The organism is Alphaproteobacteria bacterium GM7ARS4 (assembly GCA_014332745.1).
Classification (GTDB): Bacteria; Pseudomonadota; Alphaproteobacteria; order GM7ARS4; family GM7ARS4; genus GM7ARS4.
Genome location: JACONL010000001.1, coordinates 70958 through 92602, shown reverse-complemented (window position 1 = coordinate 92602; position 21645 = coordinate 70958). Strand labels below are relative to the sequence as shown.

General features: G+C 52.1%; 24 protein-coding genes, 1 tRNA gene, 2 pseudogenes and 1 CRISPR repeat array. Of the genes and pseudogenes, 24 read left to right on the top strand and 3 right to left on the bottom strand.

Going from position 1 to position 21645, the window contains the following annotated elements:
- Window positions 1–66: 66 nt before the first annotated feature.
- Window positions 67–654: an OmpA family protein gene (locus tag GDA54_00450; GenBank protein MBC6496784.1), complete on the top strand. Its 588-nt coding sequence runs from the start codon at window positions 67–69 to the stop codon at window positions 652–654.
- Between the two features lie 24 nt (window positions 655–678).
- On the top strand, window positions 679–1629 hold the full coding sequence (locus GDA54_00445; GenBank protein ID MBC6496783.1) for an HNH endonuclease: 951 nt from the start codon (window positions 679–681) through the stop codon (window positions 1627–1629).
- A 22-nt stretch (window positions 1630–1651) separates the two neighbouring features.
- Here GDA54_00445 and GDA54_00440 read toward each other — a convergent pair whose 3' ends face one another.
- The gene (locus GDA54_00440) at window positions 1652–2497 is read right to left on the bottom strand and encodes a hypothetical protein (GenBank protein ID MBC6496782.1); all 846 of its coding nucleotides are present in this window, start codon (window positions 2495–2497) and stop codon (window positions 1652–1654) included.
- Window positions 2498–2732: 235 nt separating this feature from the next.
- On the opposite strand from GDA54_00440, the gene GDA54_00435 reads away from it, so the two are divergent.
- The 5 genes from GDA54_00435 (at window position 2733) to pqqE (ending at window position 6707) form a co-directional block, all read left to right on the top strand.
- Window positions 2733–3347 carry a hypothetical protein gene (locus GDA54_00435; protein MBC6496781.1) on the top strand — a complete coding sequence of 205 codons (615 nt, stop codon included), beginning with the start codon at window positions 2733–2735 and terminating at the stop codon, window positions 3345–3347.
- A 115-nt stretch (window positions 3348–3462) separates the two neighbouring features.
- Entirely contained in the window at window positions 3463–4395 is a 933-nt protein-coding gene (gene pqqB, locus GDA54_00430) for a pyrroloquinoline quinone biosynthesis protein PqqB (GenBank protein MBC6496780.1), read from the top strand.
- A 98-nt stretch (window positions 4396–4493) separates the two neighbouring features.
- Window positions 4494–5273 (top strand): pyrroloquinoline-quinone synthase PqqC, encoded by a 780-nt coding sequence (pqqC, locus tag GDA54_00425; GenBank protein ID MBC6496779.1) that lies wholly within the window; start codon window positions 4494–4496, stop codon window positions 5271–5273.
- Complete coding sequence (gene pqqD / locus GDA54_00420) at window positions 5248–5541, top strand: pyrroloquinoline quinone biosynthesis peptide chaperone PqqD (GenBank protein MBC6496778.1); 294 nt, start codon at window positions 5248–5250, stop codon at window positions 5539–5541. Before pqqC ends, pqqD begins: the two co-directional genes overlap by 26 nt.
- A complete protein-coding gene (pqqE, locus tag GDA54_00415) occupies window positions 5538–6707 on the top strand; it encodes a pyrroloquinoline quinone biosynthesis protein PqqE (protein ID MBC6496777.1) in 1170 nt (389 codons plus the stop codon). The genes pqqD and pqqE overlap by 4 nt, the downstream gene beginning before the upstream one ends.
- Window positions 6708–6764: 57 nt before the next feature.
- Here pqqE and GDA54_00410 read toward each other — a convergent pair whose 3' ends face one another.
- The gene (locus GDA54_00410) at window positions 6765–7685 is read right to left on the bottom strand and encodes a hypothetical protein (GenBank protein ID MBC6496776.1); all 921 of its coding nucleotides are present in this window, start codon (window positions 7683–7685) and stop codon (window positions 6765–6767) included.
- Between the two features lie 168 nt (window positions 7686–7853).
- On the opposite strand from GDA54_00410, the pseudogene GDA54_00405 reads away from it, so the two are divergent.
- Window positions 7854–8018, top strand: a pseudogene (locus tag GDA54_00405) (helix-turn-helix domain-containing protein).
- Window positions 8019–8090: 72 nt separating this feature from the next.
- Window positions 8091–8972, top strand: a pseudogene (tnpB, locus tag GDA54_00400) (IS200/IS605 family element transposase accessory protein TnpB).
- A 73-nt stretch (window positions 8973–9045) separates the two neighbouring features.
- Window positions 9046–9280: direct repeats of the CRISPR family, unit length 37 nt; unit sequence CTCTATAGAGCCCGTTCAAACACAGGGAGCGTCGCAC.
- Between the two features lie 3 nt (window positions 9281–9283).
- Here the strand turns inward: tnpB and GDA54_00395 are convergent.
- The gene (locus tag GDA54_00395; GenBank protein ID MBC6496775.1) at window positions 9284–9880 is read right to left on the bottom strand and encodes a hypothetical protein; all 597 of its coding nucleotides are present in this window, start codon (window positions 9878–9880) and stop codon (window positions 9284–9286) included.
- A gap of 234 nt (window positions 9881–10114) precedes the next feature.
- On the opposite strand from GDA54_00395, the gene GDA54_00390 reads away from it, so the two are divergent.
- The 15 genes from GDA54_00390 (at window position 10115) to GDA54_00320 (ending at window position 21643) form a co-directional block, all read left to right on the top strand.
- Entirely contained in the window at window positions 10115–10738 is a 624-nt protein-coding gene (locus GDA54_00390; GenBank protein MBC6496774.1) for a MotA/TolQ/ExbB proton channel family protein, read from the top strand.
- 9 nt (window positions 10739–10747) lie between these two features.
- Window positions 10748–11200: a biopolymer transporter ExbD gene (locus GDA54_00385; GenBank protein ID MBC6496773.1), complete on the top strand. Its 453-nt coding sequence runs from the start codon at window positions 10748–10750 to the stop codon at window positions 11198–11200.
- Between the two features lie 34 nt (window positions 11201–11234).
- Window positions 11235–11663, top strand: a complete 429-nt coding sequence (locus GDA54_00380; GenBank protein MBC6496772.1) for a biopolymer transporter ExbD — start codon at window positions 11235–11237, stop codon at window positions 11661–11663.
- 4 nt (window positions 11664–11667) lie between these two features.
- Complete coding sequence (locus GDA54_00375) at window positions 11668–12273, top strand: energy transducer TonB (protein MBC6496771.1); 606 nt, start codon at window positions 11668–11670, stop codon at window positions 12271–12273.
- A gap of 97 nt (window positions 12274–12370) precedes the next feature.
- Window positions 12371–12447, top strand: a tRNA-Asp gene (locus GDA54_00370).
- A 233-nt stretch (window positions 12448–12680) separates the two neighbouring features.
- A complete protein-coding gene (locus tag GDA54_00365) occupies window positions 12681–13046 on the top strand; it encodes an NADH-quinone oxidoreductase subunit A (protein MBC6496770.1) in 366 nt (121 codons plus the stop codon).
- A 176-nt stretch (window positions 13047–13222) separates the two neighbouring features.
- On the top strand, window positions 13223–13696 hold the full coding sequence (locus tag GDA54_00360) for an NADH-quinone oxidoreductase subunit B (GenBank protein ID MBC6496769.1): 474 nt from the start codon (window positions 13223–13225) through the stop codon (window positions 13694–13696).
- Window positions 13697–13708: 12 nt separating this feature from the next.
- Window positions 13709–14305, top strand: coding sequence for an NADH-quinone oxidoreductase subunit C (locus GDA54_00355; GenBank protein MBC6496768.1), 597 nt, complete (start codon window positions 13709–13711; stop codon window positions 14303–14305).
- A complete protein-coding gene (locus GDA54_00350) occupies window positions 14298–15467 on the top strand; it encodes an NADH-quinone oxidoreductase subunit D (GenBank protein MBC6496767.1) in 1170 nt (389 codons plus the stop codon). Before GDA54_00355 ends, GDA54_00350 begins: the two co-directional genes overlap by 8 nt.
- Window positions 15464–16033, top strand: a complete 570-nt coding sequence (locus GDA54_00345) for an NAD(P)H-dependent oxidoreductase subunit E (GenBank protein MBC6496766.1) — start codon at window positions 15464–15466, stop codon at window positions 16031–16033. The genes GDA54_00350 and GDA54_00345 overlap by 4 nt, the downstream gene beginning before the upstream one ends.
- Window positions 16014–17312 (top strand): NADH-quinone oxidoreductase subunit NuoF, encoded by a 1299-nt coding sequence (nuoF, locus tag GDA54_00340; GenBank protein ID MBC6496765.1) that lies wholly within the window; start codon window positions 16014–16016, stop codon window positions 17310–17312. The genes GDA54_00345 and nuoF overlap by 20 nt, the downstream gene beginning before the upstream one ends.
- 36 nt (window positions 17313–17348) lie before the next feature.
- The gene (locus GDA54_00335; protein MBC6496764.1) at window positions 17349–19484 is read left to right on the top strand and encodes an NADH-quinone oxidoreductase subunit G; all 2136 of its coding nucleotides are present in this window, start codon (window positions 17349–17351) and stop codon (window positions 19482–19484) included.
- Entirely contained in the window at window positions 19468–20454 is a 987-nt protein-coding gene (gene nuoH, locus GDA54_00330) for an NADH-quinone oxidoreductase subunit NuoH (GenBank protein MBC6496763.1), read from the top strand. Before GDA54_00335 ends, nuoH begins: the two co-directional genes overlap by 17 nt.
- An 11-nt stretch (window positions 20455–20465) precedes the next feature.
- Window positions 20466–20957 (top strand): NADH-quinone oxidoreductase subunit NuoI, encoded by a 492-nt coding sequence (gene nuoI / locus GDA54_00325; protein MBC6496762.1) that lies wholly within the window; start codon window positions 20466–20468, stop codon window positions 20955–20957.
- Window positions 20958–20968: 11 nt separating this feature from the next.
- Entirely contained in the window at window positions 20969–21643 is a 675-nt protein-coding gene (locus GDA54_00320; protein MBC6496761.1) for an NADH-quinone oxidoreductase subunit J, read from the top strand.
- Window positions 21644–21645 lie beyond the last annotated feature (2 nt).

The window sequence follows — 21645 nt, the reverse complement described above, 5'->3', positions numbered from 1 at the left end:
TGGCTGAGAAAGTAGGAGAAAGATGAAGGAGGGTGGCTTTCTGTTGCCGACCTCATGGCGGGGTTGATGGTGGTGTTTCTTCTCATTGCTATCAGCTACAGAATTTCCGTCGATCGCGCCGACATTATTGCCAAGAAGAAAGAGGAGGAGATTTTTCGAGACTTGCAGGCGGAGTTTGCGGACGATCTCAAAGCGTGGGATGCCATCATTCCCGAGGATGCGACATTGACTATCCGTTTTCAATCCCCCACCATTTTATTCGAACAGGGCGGGGCAGAGCCCAATAAGAAATTCAAAGACATATTGCGTGATTTTTGCCCTCGCTATATCGAGGTGTTGTATCCCTTCAGGGGTGCTATTGACGAGATTCGTATCGAGGGGCATACCTCATCCGAATGGAAGGTTGGTTCAACCCTTTTAGATGCGTATATGGGGAATATGGAGTTATCCCAAAAGCGCGCTCTAAATGTGCTTGACTACTGCCGTCGCTTGGATGGCGTCGACTGCTACGGGAAGTGGATTGTCAAAACGGTCACCGCCAATGGCTTATCGTTCAGTCGTCTTATTAAGGATAAGCTTGGAAGAGAGGACCGAGAGGCCTCTCGTCGCGTCGACTTTGCTGTCAGAACGACTACCCGTGCTCGTCTGCAATAATTAAAAATTAAAGGACACATGGCCATGGACGTTTCCTTCGAGAAAATAAAAGAGGCCGTCAAACGTATGGGGGCGGAGGGCGCAGATCCAGGGCCGCCTATCAATTTTGCGCCGAAAAAAGATAGGCCTCGCCCTACGCCTGTGACCTTCACCATCAAGACACGTCAAGATTGGGACAAAATCAAGGAAGTTGGCGGCGTCCTTGTGGACGAGCATGGCAGAAGAATTGTCGTCCATATACGTGATTATTATGTCAAGAACAGGAGTGATGCGTTGGATGCCTTCATGAATGATATAGAGGCGCGACCCAAATTCCACGTCACAGAATGTGAGACTATTGCTGAGATGCGGAGGGCAGGGAGATTCGACAAACGATATGGGGTGCATTATAACCCTGATGGTCTTTTTGTTGTTTCACCAACCGAGAGGGGCGGGACGTGGATAAGCGATGAGAAACTACGCCTGAGGCCATGCCGGAATTGTCTCAAAAAGTTGGGCTATCAGGGCTATCCACCCTTTGTGTACCCCGTATGGTGGCGTTTTGCAACAAAGGGGATGAAAGAAAAGTGGCTGAAGCCGCGGCGGAGGGCACTGGCTCTCGCCATAGGGACAGACCCGCAAGCCTTCAAGGCCTTCATAGATATCTATTCTTTCACGGAAGACCCCCCTATTTATACAACAGAGACGATGCCTGAAAACAAGTATACATCCGATTGGCCTCGTATCTCAGAGAGAGTACGTAATAAAGCCCACTGGACATGTCAGCAGTGTGGTGTTGTTATCTCGCAAGACTTGAGGGAAGCGCTCCATGTTCACCATAAAAATGGCATGAGAAACGATAACAGCTCCTCTAACCTCGTTGTCCTCTGTGCCCTTTGTCACCAACAGCAACCACGGCATGGCCACATGTTCGTATCAGAGCGCGCCCGTGATGGGATTGAAAAGAGGCGAAGCGAGCAGGACATCCATGTTTAAAGACGCCGATCGCCTTGTTACGTCACTCTTCCTGGATGGTACTCAATGGGGGACGCGGTTTGGGATAGTCGACGTTGGCTTTGTGCTGTGTTGGCGGTGGTGGGGGCGGCCTGCGGGGTGGTGATGGACGAGCGTGGGTGGCAACGCGTGTCAAAGGGCTATGCGTTTTTTTAGGGACGGGTGGTGGTGTTGCCTCTGTCTCTGATGTCGTACGAGGGCCGGCGGGGACGAAGTCTGGATAGGGTGATGTGGAGGAGGGGGGGTTCATTTTTGCCGTCATCTCGTTTGCTTCATCGAGCAACGTCCCAAGGAGTTCGCTATAGGCATCGAAGACGTCGCGAAAATCTTGTCCGCTGAGGGAGACATCGGAGGCATATGAAGCGGTTAAGGACGCATTGAGCAATCCTTCTAATTTCTGGCTGACGAGGTTTTTGGTATTCTTCATCAATGCCCCGAAATCGCTCTCGAGGTCGTCGATGTCCTCTTGCTTTAAGGGCGACTCAGCGCGTGCCGCATCGAACTTGTTGATGGAGTCTTGGAGTGTTTGCCTCATGGCATCACTGAAGCTCTGACAGATATGGAGTCGGCTTTCTTGTTTGCTGAGCAGCTGTTTTTTATCGATGGAACGTCCATCGCTCACGACGTGGTAGACTTTCCGCGAGGCGAGAGTACCGCCAGTGGCGGCAGCGACGGCTGACGAAGAGACCATGCTTTTGATATTGCTAAAGGAAAGGTCTTTCTTTTCCCCATGGACGAGGGATTTTTTATCCTTTGTGAAGCGAATATGATCATGGTCGCTTGTGACAGCATAAAAATCTTTAGGAAGATAGGGTGGAGGAGTTGCGCTAGATGTAGGAGTAAGAGGCATGGGTCATATGGTGGTGAGAGAGTGTGTGTATGGGAGGGGTGTGCCATATCATCGTAAGAGAGATGGTGTCATCCTTCCGTTTCTATAGTGTCCTATGGGACATGGGCGTTGCAAAAAAGGCAGAAAGATGTGGTTGTCCTTCATAAATAGGATTATATACCTAATGATAGGACATCATGGAGGCGTGATGTGTGGTCTATGCGAGGGTGTATTGTGAGGTTGTATTGTGATAGTGATGCGTGCGATAGATTTTAATTCCCAAAGGGACAATTATGATTTTGGCGGTCAGATTGTCGGCAATGTGCAATGTTTTTCCACATGCGCATGGATGTTCATGGCGTATTATGCTCCTGCCATCGATGCGCGGGATGATAAGGGATTATGTCGCTATGTGGATGATGTGGAGACAAGTGTAGGGGAGGCGGGCTCAGCGGAAGCTATGATGAGGGAGGATAGGCGCATGCGTGACCTTGTGGCCAGGGGGACGAAGAGCATGTTTTTTTGGGCTATCCATCGCCATGCCATCGAGGGTTTTCTGCATCGAGAGGGTGTGAGAGGGCGTTGTGTCTTTTGTGAGACCATGACGTTGGATGATGTGGACTCTGTGTTGGAGGATGGGCCTGTGATCATGGGGACGACAGCATTGGGGGGATTAAAGGGCGGCCATGTCATTTTACTCATTTCGAAAGCGCGCCATAAGAACGCCTATTACGTGAATGATCCGTATGGGGATGCCCGCACCCGTTACCGCCAGCATGACGGGTGTGGTGTTTTGTATGCTCGTAAGAGGATAGAGCGACACGGGACACGCCATGGTCGGGTGTGCCGTTGCATGTTTTGGCAGTTTTGAGCGTGCGGGATTGTGATAGGAGTGTGAACGTGAGTCTCATATGTTGTTCACGTCGGCTCTTTATGTGTTAACATAGGGGGGAGGTTGTTTGTTGTTGTAAGCGTGTTATTGGCTGATGAAGATTCGTGTTTTAGGGTCAGGGGCTGGCGGTGGTATTCCGCAATGGAATTGTCATGGTGAGGTATCGCGTGCGGTGCGTTCTGGCGCACTGGGGACGAGTCCGCGCACGCAATCTTCTCTGGCGGTGTCAGCCGATGGCGAGCATTGGTTTTTATTGAATGCGTCGCCTGATTTAGGGGAACAGATTCGCAAGAACAGCGTGCTCCATCCACGAGGAGAGGCGTTGCGTCATAGTCCTATACAGGGTGTTGTGTTGACGAATGGTGATGTGGACCATGTGGCGGGCTTGCTTGTGTTGCGAGAGAGTCATCCTCTTGTTCTCTATGGGACGGAGCGCGTTTTAGGGTTTTTAGGTGAGAACAGCATCTTCAATGTGTTGTCACCTCACTATGTACAGCGTCAAGCTTTGTCTTTGGGGCAGTCTTTTCCCTTGCGTGATGCTCGAGGGGATATGTCGGGGGTGATGGTCGAGGCGTTTGCGGTGTCTGGCAAAGTCGCCTTATGGCAAGAAGACGAGAGCAAGGGTGACAATTTTGGCAGTGAGGAAGGTGATACGATCGCTCTCAAATTATGGCGCGAGGGTGCGGAACAAGACGCATGGTATTACATTCCCGCATGCGCGGCGATGACGCCAGACTTGGCGCGGCGTCTGACGGGGGCGTCTCTTGTTTTTTTTGATGGCACGTTATGGCGTGATGACGAGATGATCATAGCGGGTGTTGGCACGAAGACGGGAAGGCGGATGGGGCATATGAGTCAAACGGGTGAGCATGGGACATTGCGCGCCTTTGCTGATTTAGGCGTGAAGCGTAAAATTCTTATTCACATCAACACAACGAACCCTATAATAATAGAAGGGTCAGAGGAAAACCGCAAGGTGCGGGATGCGGGCTGGGAGATAGCCTATGATGGGATGGAGATAGGATGATGACGGATACAAAGAATGGTGTCGAAGCGAGTAACGTGATAGAGATGCGCAGTCGGTTGGCGCGCCGTTCTGAGAGTAATGCCTACGTGCCTTCTATGATGCCTTCCGTGCAGGGTGTCGATGACGAACAGCCTTACACGCCTAGCCAATTCGAAGCATGTTTGCGCGCCATCGGTGCGCGCTACTACCATGATAATCATCCCTTTCACCATTTGTTGCATAAGGGCAAGCTCAATAAGGGGCAAGTGCAGGCTTGGGCATTGAATCGCTATTATTATCAGGTGATGATTCCCGTGAAGGATGTCGCCTTGATGTCGAAGATGGCGGACCCGTGTCTCAGGCGTATTTGGATGAAGCGCGTTTTAGACCATGAGGGGCGTGATGGGTTAGAGGGTGGTATAGAGCGTTGGTATAAATTGACGGATGGTTTAGGTCTTATGCGTGACTATGTGATGTCGACGGCGGGTATTTTGCCGTCCACCCGTTTTGCGGTGGATGCCTATGTTCGTTTTGTTCGTGAGCGTCCCTTGTTGGAGGGGGTGACGTCCTCGTTGACGGAGTTATTTGCGCCATCCATTCACGAGGAGCGCATTGCTGGTATGTTAGGGCATTATGATTTTGCCGATGACGAGGTGCTTTCCTATTTCCGTAAGCGTCTCACCCAAGCGCCTGATGATGCGGCCTTTGTGTTGGACTATGCCATTAAGAATGCTCGAACGAGGAGTGACCAGGAGAGTGTCTGTGCTGCTCTCAAATTCAAGACGGATGTCTTGTGGGTTATGTTGGATGCCTTATATCATGCCTATATCAATGGTTTTATCCCTGAGGGCGCGTTTATGCCGGAGGATTTCGATGTCCGTCCCCGTTTCCGTAAGTGAGCATGTCATCGCCAGTTTATGCTCTTTTGTGCGTCTTCAGTATAACGAGCCGCGTCAAAAGTGGGTTATTCAGGGGCCCGAGCGCCTCTTGGAGCCAGACGAGACGTCTGTTGCTATTTTACAGAAATTGGATGGTAAGAAGTCGGTGGGCGAGATTATCGACATATTGGCGAAGGCTTATAAAGCGCCCCGTGAGACGATCAGTCGTGATGTCTGTGCGATGCTTCAGGGGCTTGCCGACAAGGGCTTTTTGGAGGTGAAAGGATGATGGAAACCCATGTCCGTGATGTTCGTACGGAAGACCGTCGCTATAAGTCTTTGGAGGCATTAGGCATTGGCATGCCGTTGGCGCTCTTGGCGGAGTTATCTCATCGCTGTCCCCTGCAATGTCCCTATTGCTCTAATCCTTTGGTGTTGGAGGAGCGTCGTCGAGAGATGGGGACAGAAGAGTGGCAACGGGTATTTCAGGAGGCTGCGCAATTGGGCATGCATCAAGTCCATGTGTCGGGGGGTGAGCCAACGGTGCGTAAGGATTTAGAGGAGCTCATCGAGGAATGTGATAGGGTAGGGCTTTATACCAATCTCATCACTTCTGGTGTCTTGCTGGACGAGGGGCGTTTGCGTCTTTTGAAGGAGAAGGGGCTCAACCATGTGCAGGTGAGTTTTCAAGATACAGACGAGGACAATGCCGACAGGATAGGAGGCTATAAGGGCGGACACCGCAAGAAAATAGAGGTATCGCGCATGGTGCGCGCCTTAGGCCTTCCGTTGACGGTGAATGCCGTCATGCATCGACAGAATTTGGAGCATGTGGAGGATTTCATCGAGTTGGCGCTCGTGTTAGGCGCGCAACGGATAGAGATAGCGCAAGTGCAGTATTATGGCTGGGCGCTCAAGAACAGGGCAGCGTTTATGCCGACCTACGCCCAATTAGAGAAGGCGACAGCGCAGGTAGAGGCAGCGCGAAAACGCCTTAAGGGGAGGTTAGAGATTGATTATGTCGTGCCTGATTACTATGCGCAAAGGCCTAAAAATTGCATGGGGGGATGGGGACGACAATTCATGTATGTTAATCCCTCAGGGGAGGTGTTGCCATGCCATGCGGCGCAATGTATTCCCCATCTCACGTTTGATTCGGTGCGGGAGCATTCATTGGCGTGGATATGGCGTCACTCTCATGCCTTTAACATATATCGTGGCACGGATTGGATGCCAGAGCCATGTCGCACATGCGATAGGCGAGAGATTGATTGGGGTGGCTGTCGTTGTCAGGCGATGGCGCTCACGGGCGATGCGGCGCAAACCGACCCAGCATGCGCGTTATCGCCTCGCCATCAAGAGATTTTTGATATGGCGTCGCTAGAGTCAGCGCAAGAGACGCCGCCTCCCTTTCTTTACCGTCGCATTGGTGTCTATCCTCAGTCCGTTGCGTGAGGCGTCCTCTCTCTTGATGGCGTATCCTTGTTGTTGCGCTTGCTCTCTATCTGAGTGCTAGCTCTTGTCACTCTTACGTTCAGTCGTGGCGGAGGCGTTCCCTTGGGACGTTGCTTGCTGGTCGAGGATACGGGGTGTGAGGGGTTCGTAATCTGTTGTCTGTGCCTTTCGGTTGCGTGTGGCGGGATTGAGAGGGACATAGTCCTTGTTATCGTCAACCCAGCTGCTTCTGTCTTCATATCCGCCGTCTTTCAGGGAACGTGGGCTGACATAATCTTGGGGCGGTTTAGGTAATTGGCGTGATGGTATGTTGAGCGATTTTTGGATATTCTGGGCGACGGAGTCGAGGATAGCGAGGGAGTGTGTAAATTGCTGATAGACGTCGTACATCTGTCTGCCTTTGAGGGATTTGCGCGAGACATCGCCTGTGTCAGGGTTAATTTGCAGGAGGTGACTCTTGATGGTGTCGTCTAGGGCGTCGTTTAATTTTTGCGCATGCTGGTCGAATGTCTTTGTCGAGTTTTCTTTCAACACCTCTCTTCGCAGGGTTTCGGTGGTGTCGTGCCACTGGTCGAGTTGGTCTTTTGATATGCCTTTTGGGAGTGCTTTTGCGGCATGTTTCTTCAAGTTCTTTGTATCGTCGCTCCACTGTTCGATGGCGCGTCTGTGTTGGTCGATGGCGCGTCGAAAATGGTGTGTCAGTTGGTGAGAGATAGCGACTCGGCTATCGTGGGGGGAGAGGAGTTTTTTTGGTGATATGGCACTTTGGGAGCGTGGGGGGAGGGTTGGCTTGCGTCCCTTTTTTGTCAATCCATGGGTGACGAAGGAGATTTTGCGTCCGAAGAAGCGTCGCAAGGCGACAAACGTCCCTTTTGTTGTTCGTTTTGATGGTTGAAAGGCAAGGTTGCCGTTGTCCGATTGGACACGGATGTCTCGTTCATAGCCTGTAATCTTGCCATAGGAAGGAGGAACGGGCATAGGATAGGAAGGAAGTCGTAACGTGCAGAGGAAGGTTGATGTCCTCTACGTGTCCTTTTTTCCAGAAAGGGATAATAATTTTTTACGCAAGATGTTTGACATATCCTTTATGCGTCCTTAGGCTTTGTGTCGAGTCATTATGGGTGGGGGACACGGCAGGAGCGCGACATGGAAACAGACGCGGAAACAACGGCGATGCATCGCACGTATGAATACAGGCTCTATCCTACGAAAAAGCAGGCGAAAGTGTTGCGCGCCTTTTTCAATTTCACGCGCGATTTATATAACGCCGCCTTGCAGGAGCGGATAGAGTGCTATCGCAAGACAGGCAAGACCATCACCCTCTATGACCAAAATAAGAGCCTCACAGAGATAAGGCAAGACAAGGATTGTGCTTGTGCGTGGATGTCTGTGACAATGCAACGAGGGGCATTGGCGCGGGTGAACAAGGCTCTCAAGGGGTTTTTTCGTCGGGTGAAGGCGGGGCAGACGCCGGGTTTCCCTCGTTTTAAGGGATGGCGGCGCTGGAAATCCATCGAGATAACCGAAAGCTATAGGCTAAAGGAAGGACGTCTTTTTGTGAAAGGCGTGCGAGGGGGTATGAGAACGAACATGGCGCGCCATAATATCATGCCAGAGGACGCAACACTTTGTGACTGCACCATCAAGCATACGCCTAAAGGCTATCGCCTGTTTGTGAGAGCATGTATCGGTGACGCGCCTACCCCTATGCCTAAGGGTGAGGTAAAACATGCCGTGGGGTGTGATGTGGGGATTAAGAGCTTCGTGATGACAGATAAAGGCGAGTCGTTTGATAGTCCGAACTGGTATCGCGAGGCAGAGAAGACGCTGGCAAGAAAACAGCAAGCGCTCTCCGCCGCCAAAAGGGGCACATGTCGGTGGCGACGCGCCTTGCGCGCCGTGCAGAAATGGCATAGCAAAGTGAGCCATCAGCGCAAGGATTTTCATCATAAACTCGCAAGGGAATTCGTGAAGAGATTTGACCTTCTTGTTTTTGAGGACCTGAGGATAGCCAATATGGCAAGAAATCACCGCTTGGCGAAATCAATCCATGATAAGGGATGGGCTGCCTTCATAGGAAAAGTTGCTTACAAAGCGGAAGAAGCTGGTAAGCATTTTGTGCAGGTTGACCCAAGAGGCACATCCCAAAAATGCTCGGGATGTGGGGCGGTTGTAGAAAAATCGTTAGATGAGAGGACACACCATTGTCATGTGTGTGGACTGACCATCGACCGAGATGAAAACGCCGCCAGAAATATCCTACGGCTCGGCGTGAGCCACTTCTCGCAAGAGAAGGAAGCCCTTGACGTCCTGCAAACAGGACGTTTGGCGGGAGCAACTCTATAGAGCCCGTTCAAACACAGGGAGCGTCGCACTTCTAGTCCTGTCTTATCTACTGCCATACCTCTATAGAGCCCGTTCAAACACAGGGAGCGTCGCACCCCTGAAAGTTATCCATGTGATGTATCGTCTCTATAGAGCCCGTTCAAACACAGGGAGCGTCGCACGTGGTTTAGGGTTTATTCATTTACCCGTCTTCTATAGAGCCCGTTCAAACACAGGGAGGCTGTTGTTTCTTAGGAGGCGTCTTCTATCTGTGAGAGGAGTCTCTGTATGACGCTCATGGAGATTTTATAATGTTCATAGGCATGGATAATCTCTTGGCCGCTGAGGGTTTGGGTTGCCCGTGGGTGGATGGGATGGTCTTCTGAATAGCACACAATATCTTTCACGTGGCTTTCGAAGGTTTTTTGGATGGCGTGCATTTTCGTGTCGAAGTCACGGGTGATCTGGCGCGCATTGTTGAACGTTATCGAGCGTCCCTTATCCTTCAGCAGAGTCCTCAGATGGTGGCGGTAGCGCGCCGCGCCAAAGGAAAAACTTTGGCGAAAAGCGCGATAAATACGTTCTCGGGCATCGCTCACTATCATCGCTTCGTCCTCGATGATGTGGCGTAGGGATAAAGGATAGAGCAATGCTTCCTCAGAGGCATGGATCATATGCTGTGTTGTCGCGTGTCCCGCTCTCTGGCTCTCCTCCTCAGAGGACGCAAGAATATCATGGTGTGCCATCGTCTTGCAAATATCATGCCACGTCTCTCGAAATGATGAGAGGAACGCCGACGGGTCCTCAGCAGGGAGAGGCATGTCGAAAAAATCTGCCGTTTGGGTCATGGGGGATTGATAAGACATGATAATTTCCGTATATCCTGGTCATATAATCGGTTGCGTGAAGAGAGTGTGGTCGCTATGGTTTGTGTCGTCTTTTAATAAAATGTTTATTTATTTTTAACGAGAGCCTAGAGAGCCTAAGGCGTTTGCTCCATAGACATAGGCGGTGTGTCCCTGTTAGGATGGGGTGCTTGTGCCATCAGGACATAGAGAGACATCTAATAAAGACAGACGACTATGGGTGACATTGTTGAATTATGGCAGAGAGGGGGTGTCATTTTGTATGTGCTTGGTTTTTTATCGTTCATGGCCATGGCCATTGTGTTTATGAAATTGTTGCATTTTTGGTCTATGGGGTTACGGCATATGGTTTTTTTTGACGATGCGATGGCGGCATTGGAGCGGGGTGACGTGCCTTCTGCTCTTGCGCGTCTTCGTCGTTCTCCTCACCCTGTTGCGAGCGTTTTAGGGGTGATGGTAGAGGGGCATATGAAGGGGATGGAGGCGGACATGCGGGATGCGACAGTCCAGCAGAGCATGCATAGTCAGTTACATCGTCTCAATGCCTATATTCCCCTCTTGGATGTCATCGCCCAGTTGTCGCCTCTTGTGGGTTTGCTTGGCACGGTGATAGGGATGATCGAGGCATTTAGCGCCCTTGAGCGTGTTGGTGTTCAGGCGGACCCGTCCATTTTTGCTGGTGGTATTTGGACGGCTCTCTTGACGACGGCGGCGGGATTGATGGTGGCTTTACCTGCCTTAGGATTTTTTCACCTCTTGCAAGCCATCGTGGAGCGCACCATGGTACGCATGGGTGATTGTGTGGCGTCCATGCGCGTCCTCTTGTCGTCAGTGTCCTAAGAGAGGGACATGTCCATGGTCTATGGAGGCAATGGCAAAGGCGCTGGGGGTGATGGCGCTCTGTATGCCATGTTGAGGAAGGCGCGTCCTATAGGCTTGGCAGCGCTTGTGGATATTGTCTTTCTTCTTCTTATTTTCTTTATGGTGGCAAGTGTTTTTAGCGAGGAGAGCATGCTCTATGTGGAGTCAGCAGAAAAGACAGGGCAGAGTGGCGCGCAGGACGCTATCACCTTTGTTTTGGATGAACAAGGGCGTCTGTTTTATGATGGCGTGTTGCACACGTCACAGCAAGCCGATGACGTTGTCCGTCGCCATGTGGCACAGAATCCCGACACACGCTTTCATGTCGAGACAGCGAACGAGACGCATGTGCAGGACACCGTGAGTCTCATGGATATTCTTGAGAAGGCGGGTGCGCGCCATGTGCGCATGACCTTATCACAACCGCCATCAGCGCCGTGACATGAGGGAACAGAGAACCTCTCCACAGCGAGCCATGATGTCGGTGCGTCTTGACCTTATTCCTCTTGTGAACATTGTTTTTTTGCTTCTCATGTTTTTTATTGTGAGCGGGCATATACGTGGGCGTATCGATGATGTTGATATTCCCGTATCGCCCTTCGAGCGTCCCACCTTCATCGGCACGGAGGAGGATATGACGCTCTACGTGAATAAGGCGGGACATATCCGTGTGGCTGACCGCCCCTTTATGCCATGGCAGGATGTGAAGGAGTCGCTGAGGCAAGACATTGCCAGCGTGAAGCAGGGAAGGATTGTTCTTGCTGTGGATGGGCATGCGCCCAGCGGCGTCTTGCATAAGATTCTTTCTTTTATGCAGACGACAGAAGACGACGTCCCCAGCCGCCTCTTTCTTGTGTTGTCTCGCACGGCGCAAACGCCGCCTCTTCCCGTCTCCTCGCCGTAGGATCATGTCTCAGTCCTCCCTTTATCATATGGGCGCTTTGTTGAGCCTCAGGCATGTCGTCTATGGATGTATGCTGTCCGTCATTGTTCATGGCATGGTGCTTGTTCCCTTTTTCATCAAGGCGCATCAAGCGCCTATCCCATTGGAGGCGCAACGTCCCTACGCCATGGCAGTATCCATGAGGGTGCTCTCACCGCCTCCCCCACGTCAGCGTCCAACGCAAGGACTGGAACGCCAAGACATAACGCCACAGGAACAGAGTCCTCGTTCGAGCCTAGCGCAATCCAGACAACAGAAAAAACGAGAGGAAAACTATCTCACAGGGATTTATCGCGCCATCGACCGCCATAAAATTTACCCAAGGGCGGCGTTGCGTCGCCATATGGAAGGCTCGATAACGATACGTCTCACCATTGGGCAGAACGGACATATCCTTCATATGGAGCTTGTCGACGAGGTGTCTTCCCTCTTTGCCGATGCCGCCCGTCAAGCCGTGCTTGATGCCGCCCCTTTCATGCCGTTTCCTTCTTCATGGACGAAAACATCCATAGACATTACCATTCCCATCCATTATCGTATCGCCCGTGAAGAGCCCCACAGCACACCATGAGTCATGGCAGACGTATGAACATCGTGACGAGGGGAGACGGAAAAGAGTTATTGCTATTATCGCTGTGGGTTTGTTATCTAGGAGAGAGGGCATGGTTGGGGGTGTAGCTCAGTTGGTTAGAGCGCTGGCCTGTCACGCCAGAGGTCGCGGGTTCGAGCCCCGTCACTCCCGCCACAGAAAAGGGAGGACAGCTGATGGAGGGAAGACATGAAAAAGAACAATAGCGCATGGAGCATATGGCGCATGGGGAGATGTGCTCTCTTGCCTGTTTTTCGACACATATATTGATGGTGGGGTGGTATGTCTCAATATCTATGGGTGAAGAACGCCAAGATGTGTTATACAAAATCTGTTCTCTCTATGCGGGGAGAGAGGACGACTCTCTCGTCTTGATAAGGTGATGTGATATGCCCGCCATTGCTGTCGACTATCTCCCTGTTTTTATTCTCATGGTCATTGTGTTTGCCCTTGCCGTTTTTGTCATGGTGGGGACGTATGTCGTGGGTGCGCAGAAGCCCGACAAGGACAAGAATGCGCCTTATGAATGCGGATTCGAGCCTTTTGATGATGCGCGGGGTGTTTTCAACGTGCGTTTCTATCTTGTGGCGATCCTCTTTATCATTTTTGATTTAGAGATAGCCTTTCTCTTTCCATGGGCGATTGTCCTGGAGGAGATTGGGTTGTTTGGTTTTGTCTCGATGATGGTGTTTCTTGCTGTGTTGACGGTGGGATTCATTTATGAATGGAAGAAGGGAGCGCTCACATGGGAATAAAGGACAGGGGAATAAAGGACGGGGGAGCAAAGGACGGGTTTTTTGCTAAAACGAGGCGACTATCTTCTTTGTCTCATGGGGAGTCTCATAAGGACTCTCAGGGAGAGAGGCGGGGGACGTGGTCGAGGCGTCCTCCTCTTGTGGCGCATGCGCCGTCGCATGCGAAGGACGGGCGGATTCCATCACGGGAGCTCACCGACAAGGGTTTTGTTGTGGCGCAATTGGACGAGATTATTGCGTGGGCGCGGACGGGCTCTCTCTGGCCGATGACGTTTGGTCTTGCATGCTGTGCGGTTGAGATGATGCAATCAGCGGCCAGTCGCTATGATTATGATAGGTTTGGCATTGTGTTTCGTCCTTCGCCGCGTCAATCTGATGTGATGATTGTTGCGGGGACGTTGACGAACAAGATGGCGCCGGCCTTGCGGCGCGTCTACGACCAGATGCCAGAGCCACGTTGGGTTCTCTCTATGGGCAGTTGTGCCAATGGTGGTGGGTATTACCATTACGCTTATTCTGTTGTGAGGGGATGTGATAGGATTGTGCCGGTGGATGTCTATGTGCCGGGCTGTCCGCCTACGGCTGAAGCGTTGCTGTATGGGCTGATGGTGCTTCAGCGTAAGATACGCCGTCAGGCGAAGGCGGGGTAGGCGATACGACCGATGAAAGCTGTTTTTGACGATATTATTCAGAGGGCGGAAGATAATTTTCCCCATATTTTGTTGAAGGCGCAGCACCATCGTGGCGAGCTCACCTTGCATGTTGCTGACGAGGAGCTTCCCGTCTTCATGACGTTTTTGCGTGATGATTCCAGCTGTTGTTTCGAGCAGCTCATTGACATATGTGGTGTGGATTATCCAGGGCGCAATCCGCGTTTTGATGTTGTCTATCACTTATTGAGCGTGATACAGAATGTGCGTGTGCGGGTTAAAGTATCTGTGGATGAAGATGGCACGATCCCCAGCATTGGTGGTGTGTTTCCTTGTGCGTCTTGGTATGAACGAGAGACGTGGGATATGTTTGGCATTTTATTTTCTTCCCATGCTGACTTGAGACGTCTCTTGACCGACTATGATTTTGAGGGTCATCCTTTGCGTAAAGACTTTCCTTTGAGCGGATATGTGGAGGTGCGTTATGACGAGGAGCAAAAGAAGGTGGTGTATGAACCGACGCGTCTTCCTCAAGCCTATCGCGACTTTGATTTTTTGAGTCCGTGGGAAGGCGAGGCAGGGCGACATAAGGATGATTTTGATGGGTGAGTCGTCTTATTGTTTGAATTTTGGCCCCCAGCATCCGGCGGCTCATGGCGTGTTGCGTTTGGTCTTGCAGCTTGATGGGGAAGTTGTGGAGCGCGCCGACCCCCATATTGGGTTGTTGCATCGGGGGACAGAGAAGCTCATTGAACATAAGACGTATCTTCAGGCGTTGCCTTATTTTGACCGTCTCGACTATGTGTCGCCCATGTGTCAGGAGCATGTATGGGCGTTGGCTGTAGAGCGCTTGTTAGACATTCACGTGCCTTTACGCGCCCAGTATATACGTGTCTTATTCAGTGAGATCACGCGTCTGTTGAACCATGGGTTGAATATCACGACCTATGCGTTAGATATCGGCGCGATCACGCCTTTTTTGTGGATGTTCGAGGAGCGTGAAGTCCTCATGGAGTTTTACGAGCGCGTTTCAGGTTCGAGGATGCATGCGGCTTATTTTCGTCCCGGTGGCGTTGCCCGTGATATGCCAGAGGGGTTACAAGGGGATATTGAGCTTTTCATCAAGCGTTTTCCTAAAGCCTTGCGTGACCTCGAGGGGTTGCTGAACGACAATCGCATTTTTCGTCAGCGGAGTGTTGATATTGGGCTCATGAGCGCTGATGATGCCATCAAGTGGGGGTTTACGGGGCCATGTTTGCGCGCATCGGGTGTCGTGTGGGATTTGCGGAAGTCACAGCCTTATGACGTTTATGATAAGGTTGATTTCGACATCCCTGTGGGTGAGAAAGGTGATTGCTATGACCGCTATTTGGTGAGGGTGGCGGAGATGTATCAGAGTGTGCGCATTATCGAGCAATGCCTGCAACAGATGCCGTCTGGTCCTGTCATGACACAGGATGGCAAGATTGCGCCGCCGCGACGGGAAGATATGAAAAAATCTATGGAAGCGCTCATCCATCACTTTAAATTATACAGCGAGGGTTACCATGTGCCAGCGGGTGAGATTTATGCCGCTGTGGAAGCGCCGAAGGGAGAGTTTGGCGTCTATCTCATTGCCGATGGGAGCAATCGTCCTTATCGTTGCAAAATCCGCGCGCCCAGTTTTGCCTTTTTACAGGCGTTGGACGAGATGTCGCGTGGGCATTTTCTTGCCGATGTGTCCGCCATCCTAGGGAGTCTTGATGTCGTGTTTGGAGAGATCGACCGATGAAGAAAAAGGCCAGCCAAGATGTGCGCCGAGAGTCCGTGGCGTCTGACACCCCTGTGCTTGTGGATGTCGCCCAGTTAGAAGAGCAGAAGAACGCTCTTATGCCGCACTATCCGCCCCATGGCGCCCAGAGCATGCTTCTTCCCCTCTTACATTATGCCCAAGACCATAGTGGCGGGTGGCTTCCGCCATTGGCGATGGAGAGGGTTGCGCATGTTCTTGGGCTTGCGCCCATACGGGTTTATGAAGTGGCGAGTTTCCATACCATGTTTCATCTCTCTCCCATGCCGAAGCATTGTCTTGGCGTGTGCATGTCTCTTCCCTGTTGGTTGGGTGGCAGTCGACAGCTGATGGAAGCGTGCCGCGCTATGCTCTGTGTCAAGGGACATCAAGGGCTCAGTCAAGATGGCACGATCTATCTGTTAGAGCAGGAGTGTTTAGGGGCATGCGTTGATGCGCCTGTTGTGACGATTGATGGGGCGTATAAGGCGAAGATGGATGAAGAGGCGATGGCGCGTCTTGTGGCGTCGCTGAACAAGGGTGAGGACGATGCTCAAAAAGGACAATAGGATTTTCACCAATCTCGATGGCGCAAGTGATTGGCGTTTAGCGGCGGCGCGTCAGCGTGGCGCTTGGAAGGATATTGCCTCGTTGATGGCGATACCGCCTCACGCGCTTATCGAGCGTATCAAGGAATCGGGATTGCGTGGGCGCGGCGGGGCGGGCTTTCCCACAGGGATGAAATGGTCGTTTATGCCAAAGGAGCGTGGCGTTCGTCCCCATTATCTTGTTATCAATGCCGATGAAGGGGAGCCGGGGACGTGCAAGGATAGGGATATTATGCGCTACGAGCCTCACACGTTGCTCGAGGGCTGTGTCTTATCGGCAAGGGCGCTCTTGGCGCGTGTCGTCTATATTTACATTCGAGGGGAGTTTGTGGAGGAAGCCCGCCGCGTCCAAGAGGCCATCGACGAGTGCTACGGGCAAGGTTTTTTAGGGAAGGATGCATGTGGCACAGGTGAGTCGTTGGATATTGTTCTTCATCGCGGGGCGGGGGCTTATATATGCGGTGAGGAGACAGCTCTTCTTGAGAGTTTAGAAGGAAGGCGTGGCATGCCGCGTCTCAAGCCACCTTTTCCAGCAGCGGTAGGGTTATATGGTTGTCCCACGACAATCAATAACGTAGAGACCATTGCTGTTGTGCCAGCGATTATCAGGCGTGGGGCGTCTTGGTTTGCTTCCCTTGGCCGTAAGAACAATACGGGGACAAAAATCTTTTGTCTCAGTGGCCATGTGGAGAAGCCTTGTGTTTTCGAGGAGGAGATGGGTATTCCCTTACGCACATTGATAGAGCATTATGCCGGCGGTGTTCGTGGAGGATGGGATAATTTGCTTGCGGTGATACCGGGCGGTGCGTCCGTGCCGTTGTTGCCAGCCGACATATGTGCCGATGTGCGTATGGATTTCGATTCGCTCAAGGAGCATCATTCTGGTTTAGGGACTGCTGCCGTCATCGTCATGGACAAGAGCACCGACATTGTCGACGCCATCGCCCAGCTCTCTATCTTTTACAAGAATGAGTCATGCGGGCAATGCACGCCATGTCGTGAGGGGACGGGATGGATGATGCGCACGATGGGGCGTTTGGTGACGGGCGAAGCGTCCCTTGCCGATGTGGACTTATTGGAGTCTGTGACTCATCAAGTGGAAGGCCACACCATATGCGCTTTTGGTGAGGCGGCGGCGTGGCCTATTCAGGGGTTGCTACGCCATTTTCGTCCTATGATTGAGCAACGTCTGAAGAAGGCGCATAGGGAAAAAGCCTCTCTTGCAAAACACTCAGCATGATCTCCATCGTACGAGCAGGATAAGAGGATAGGACACATGGCGCGTATCTTAATCAATAGACGGCAATATCAGGTGGAGGATGGCATCACCATTTTTCAAGCATGCCAGCAACAGGGCATAGAGATTCCCCATTTTTGCTATCATGAGCGCCTTGCCATTGCTGGCAATTGTCGTATGTGCCTTGTCCAGTTGGGTGATGTGCCAAAACCTGTGGCGTCATGTGCCATGCCAGTGTCGGACGGCATGGACATTCTCACGGAGAGTGATGTCGTGAAGAAAGCCCGCCATGGCGTCATGGAGTTCTTGTTGATTAATCACCCTTTAGATTGTCCCATTTGTGACCAGGGTGGCGAGTGTGACCTTCAAGACCAAGCGATGATGTATGGGCGTTTTCATAGCCGTTTCCCTGAGCATAAACGTGCTGTGCCTGAGAAGTCTTTTGGTCCTCTCATCAAGAGTTCTATGACGCGCTGTATTCATTGCACCCGTTGTGTGCGTTTTGCCACAGATATCGCGGGCGTCGAGGATTTAGGCACGTTGGGGCGGGGTGAGAATGCGGAAATTGGCACATATGTGCGTCTGGCGCTGACGTCTGAATTGTCGGGCAACATGATCGATTTATGTCCCGTGGGGGCATTGACATCAAAACCCTATGCCTTTCGGGCGCGTTCGTGGGAGTTAAAGAAGACAGAGAGTATCGATGTGATGGATGCTGTGGGCAGTCATATTCGTTTGGATTCGAGGGGACAAGAAGTCATGCGCGTTCTTCCGCGCCCATGTTCGGCGATCAACGAGGAATGGATTTCCGACAAGGTGCGTTTTTCTTATGATGGGCTCAGGAATCAGAGATTGGATAGGCATTGGGTGCGTGATGGCAAGGGTGTCTTACGCGTTGTCCAGAGGGAGACGGCCTTGCAGGCGGTGGCGGACAAGGTGAAGAAGACAAAGCCGTCGCGCATGGCGACTTTGGCGGGCGATTTAGCATGTTGCGAGTCTTTATTTGCCTTGAAGCGTTTCTTGGATGATGTGGGATGTCCCCATAGGGATTGTCGTCCGCCTTTTGTGCCTTCACCTCAGGGGCGTCGCGATTACGTGTTTAATACGACTATTGCGGGCATTGACGATGCTGATGGGTGTTTATTGATTGGCGCATATCCGCGTTTTGAGGCGACTCTCATCGAGGCGCGTTTGCGTCAGCGTTGGTTGCGTGGCGGGTTTGAGGGATGGTCTCTTGGCATGGTGCGGGAGGGGCGTTGGCCGCGCACCCATGTGGGCGATGGTCCGACAGCGTTACGTTCGATGGTGGAAGATGAACGCCACCCTGTTCGCCAAGCGCTCAAGGCATGTTCTCGTCCCATGCTCATTGTGGGTATGGGGGCGTTGATGCGTCCAGACAGCGAGGCGATATGGGCGCATGTCATGGCGCTTGCCCATGCGGTATCTGCGGTGAGGGACGGGTGGGATGGCGTCAATGTTCTTCCCTTATGGGCGTCGTCTGTGGGAGGGATGGATTTGGGCTTTATGCCGTCACAAGGCGGATGGTCGCGGGCCGTCATCGAAGACAAGGCAACCCGTGGCGCTGTGGATATGCTGTGGCTCTTGGGTGTCGATGATATACGTCCCCAAGCATTAGAGAAGCCTTTCGTTGTCTATCAGGGACATCATGGCGAGCGTGGCGCGCAGCATGCCGATGTCATTTTGCCAGCGCCAGCCTATAGTGAGAAGGACGCATGGTATATGAATATGGAGGGACGCCTGCAACGCACCTCGCCAGCGGTGATGCCTCTGGGCGATGCCTGTGAAGAGTGGGAGACCATCACAGCCCTTGCGAGTCAGCTGTCACTGCCTCACCGCTATGACGATAAGGCGTCTTTACGCAACGCCATCGCCGCGCACCATCCCGCCTTTGCCGAGAGAGTCGGGCGTATCTATAGGGAGAGAGGGCAGACGCCTCAGCATGGGCATGGCGATGGCGCGGGAACGGGAACGGGAACGAGCGCGCCAGTTCTCAAGCCTATGGACGAGGATGTGCCATTCGATACGCCTATCGAGAATTACTACCATACGAATATCATCGCCCGCGCCTCATCGACGATGGGGCAGTGTATCGACCAATTGGGGGGATATAAAGACGGGCGTCAAGGAGAGGGAGACAATGGCGTTGTTTCTTGAATTGGCGCTGGTCGTTGCCTTTGCTCTTGGGGCTGTGGTTGTCCTGTTATTGTCTGTGGCGTTGCTCACATGGTATGAACGGAAAGTCCTAGGGGCGATGCAATTGCGTAAAGGGCCCAATGTTGTCGGTCCTTTTGGGTTGTTGCAACCCCTTGCCGATGGCATTAAGATGTTTACGAAGGAGACGATCATTCCTACGGGGGCTCACAAGGGGTTATTTCTTCTTGCGCCCATTCTCACCTTTGGTCTTGCTTTGTTGGCGTGGGCTGTCATTCCTGTGGGGAATGGCGTTGTTCTTGCTGACATCAATGTGGGGGTTTTGTATGTTTTAGCGGTGTCTTCATTGGGTGTTTATGGTGTCATGGTGGCGGGTTGGGCCAGTGGGTCGCGTTATGCTCTCTTAGGGGCGTTGCGTTCAGCGGCGCAGATGATTTCCTATGAAGTCGCCATCGGTTTTGTGCTCGTGAGCGTGTTATTGCTTGGCAGGAGTCTCAATTTGTCGGACATTGTCGAGGCGCAGAGGGAGATGTGGTTTGCTGTGCCTCTTTTTCCGATGATGATTGTTTTTTTCATTTCTGTCTTGGCTGAGACGAATCGAGCGCCTTTTGATTTACCAGAGGCGGAAGCCGAGTTGGTGTCGGGCTACCATGTGGAATATAGTGGCATGGGGTTTGGGCTCTTTTTCATGGGTGAATATGCCAATATGATGCTGATGTCTGCCATGACGACACTCCTTTTTTTAGGTGGTTGGTATCCTCCTTTCGCCCATGATATGTTGTCGTTTATTCCCGGTCCTGTGTGGTTTATCCTCAAGCTTGTCTTTCTGTTGTTTATTTTTTTGTGGGTGCGTGCGAGTTTTCCCCGTTATCGTTATGACCAGCTGATGCGTTTAGGGTGGCAGGTGTTTCTTCCCTTGTCGTTATTGTGGCTTGTCGTTGTGGCGTCTTTGGTGACGTTTGGCGTGTTATAGAGGTTTTTGTCATGTGGCGTTCTCTGTGGTATAGGCTCTATGCCTTTTTCTTATTGGATATGCTCAAGGGGATGGCGTTGACGTTGCGTTATATGGTGCGTCCTAAGGTGACGTTGAACTATCCCTATGAGAAGGGGGCGCTATCGCCTCGTTTTCGCGGGGAGCATGCCTTGCGTCGCTATCCGTCGGGGGAGGAACGTTGCATTGCCTGTAAGCTCTGTGAGGCGGTGTGTCCAGCACAAGCCATCACCATAGAGGCATGTGAGCATGAGGATGGCTCGAGGCGGACGACACGCTACGATATTGATATGACGAAGTGTATTTATTGTGGGTTATGTGAGGAGTCATGTCCTGTGGATGCGATTGTGGAGGGGCCTAATTTTGAGTATGCGGTGGAGACACGGGAGGAGCTTATTTACGACAAGGCGCGTCTTTTAGCCAATGGCGATAGGTGGGAGAGCCAGATTGCTAGGCGTCTTGCCCATGAGGCGCGTTATCGCTAGGGGCAAGGAGCATGGTGGAGAGCCTCTTTTTTCATGTCATGGCGTGTGTTGCCATTGTGTCGTCGGTGGTGGTTGTCCTTGCGCGCCAGCCTGTTATCAGCGTGTTATCGCTCATCATGGTTTTTTTCAACGTGGCGGGCCTTTTTATTTTGTTGCGCGCCGAGTTTCTTGCCGTTCTTCTCGTCATTGTCTATGTGGGGGCGATCGCTGTTCTCTTTCTCTTTATGGTGATGGTTGTCGGGGCGGGTGCTGAGACACAGCATCGGCGACGTTATGCCTTTATGCCGTTAGCGGTGGTGTTAGCGGTGGTGTTGCTTGTGACGTTGGTGTTGTTTGCTGCTGTGAGCGCGTCCCAAGGCGAACGCCATGCCTTCACCGCGCCTCTCGTTGAGACGACCAATACCGAATCCCTAGGGTTGATTCTCTACACGACCTATATGCCTCTGTTTCAGCTGGCGGGGCTTATTTTGCTTATTGCTATGGTGGGCGCTATTCTCCTCACATGGACTCAGGGGGGGACTCAAGGGGGGACTCATGGGGGGACTCGGGGGGGGAGTCATGGGGAGAGTCAGACGGGGCGTGAGCGCCAAGCCCAGCATATCAAGAGGCAAGACCTTGTGGCACAAGCGTCAGAGGCGCGTAAAGTGCGCCTTGTCCATGTGAAGACGGGTTCAGGGGCGACGTGACA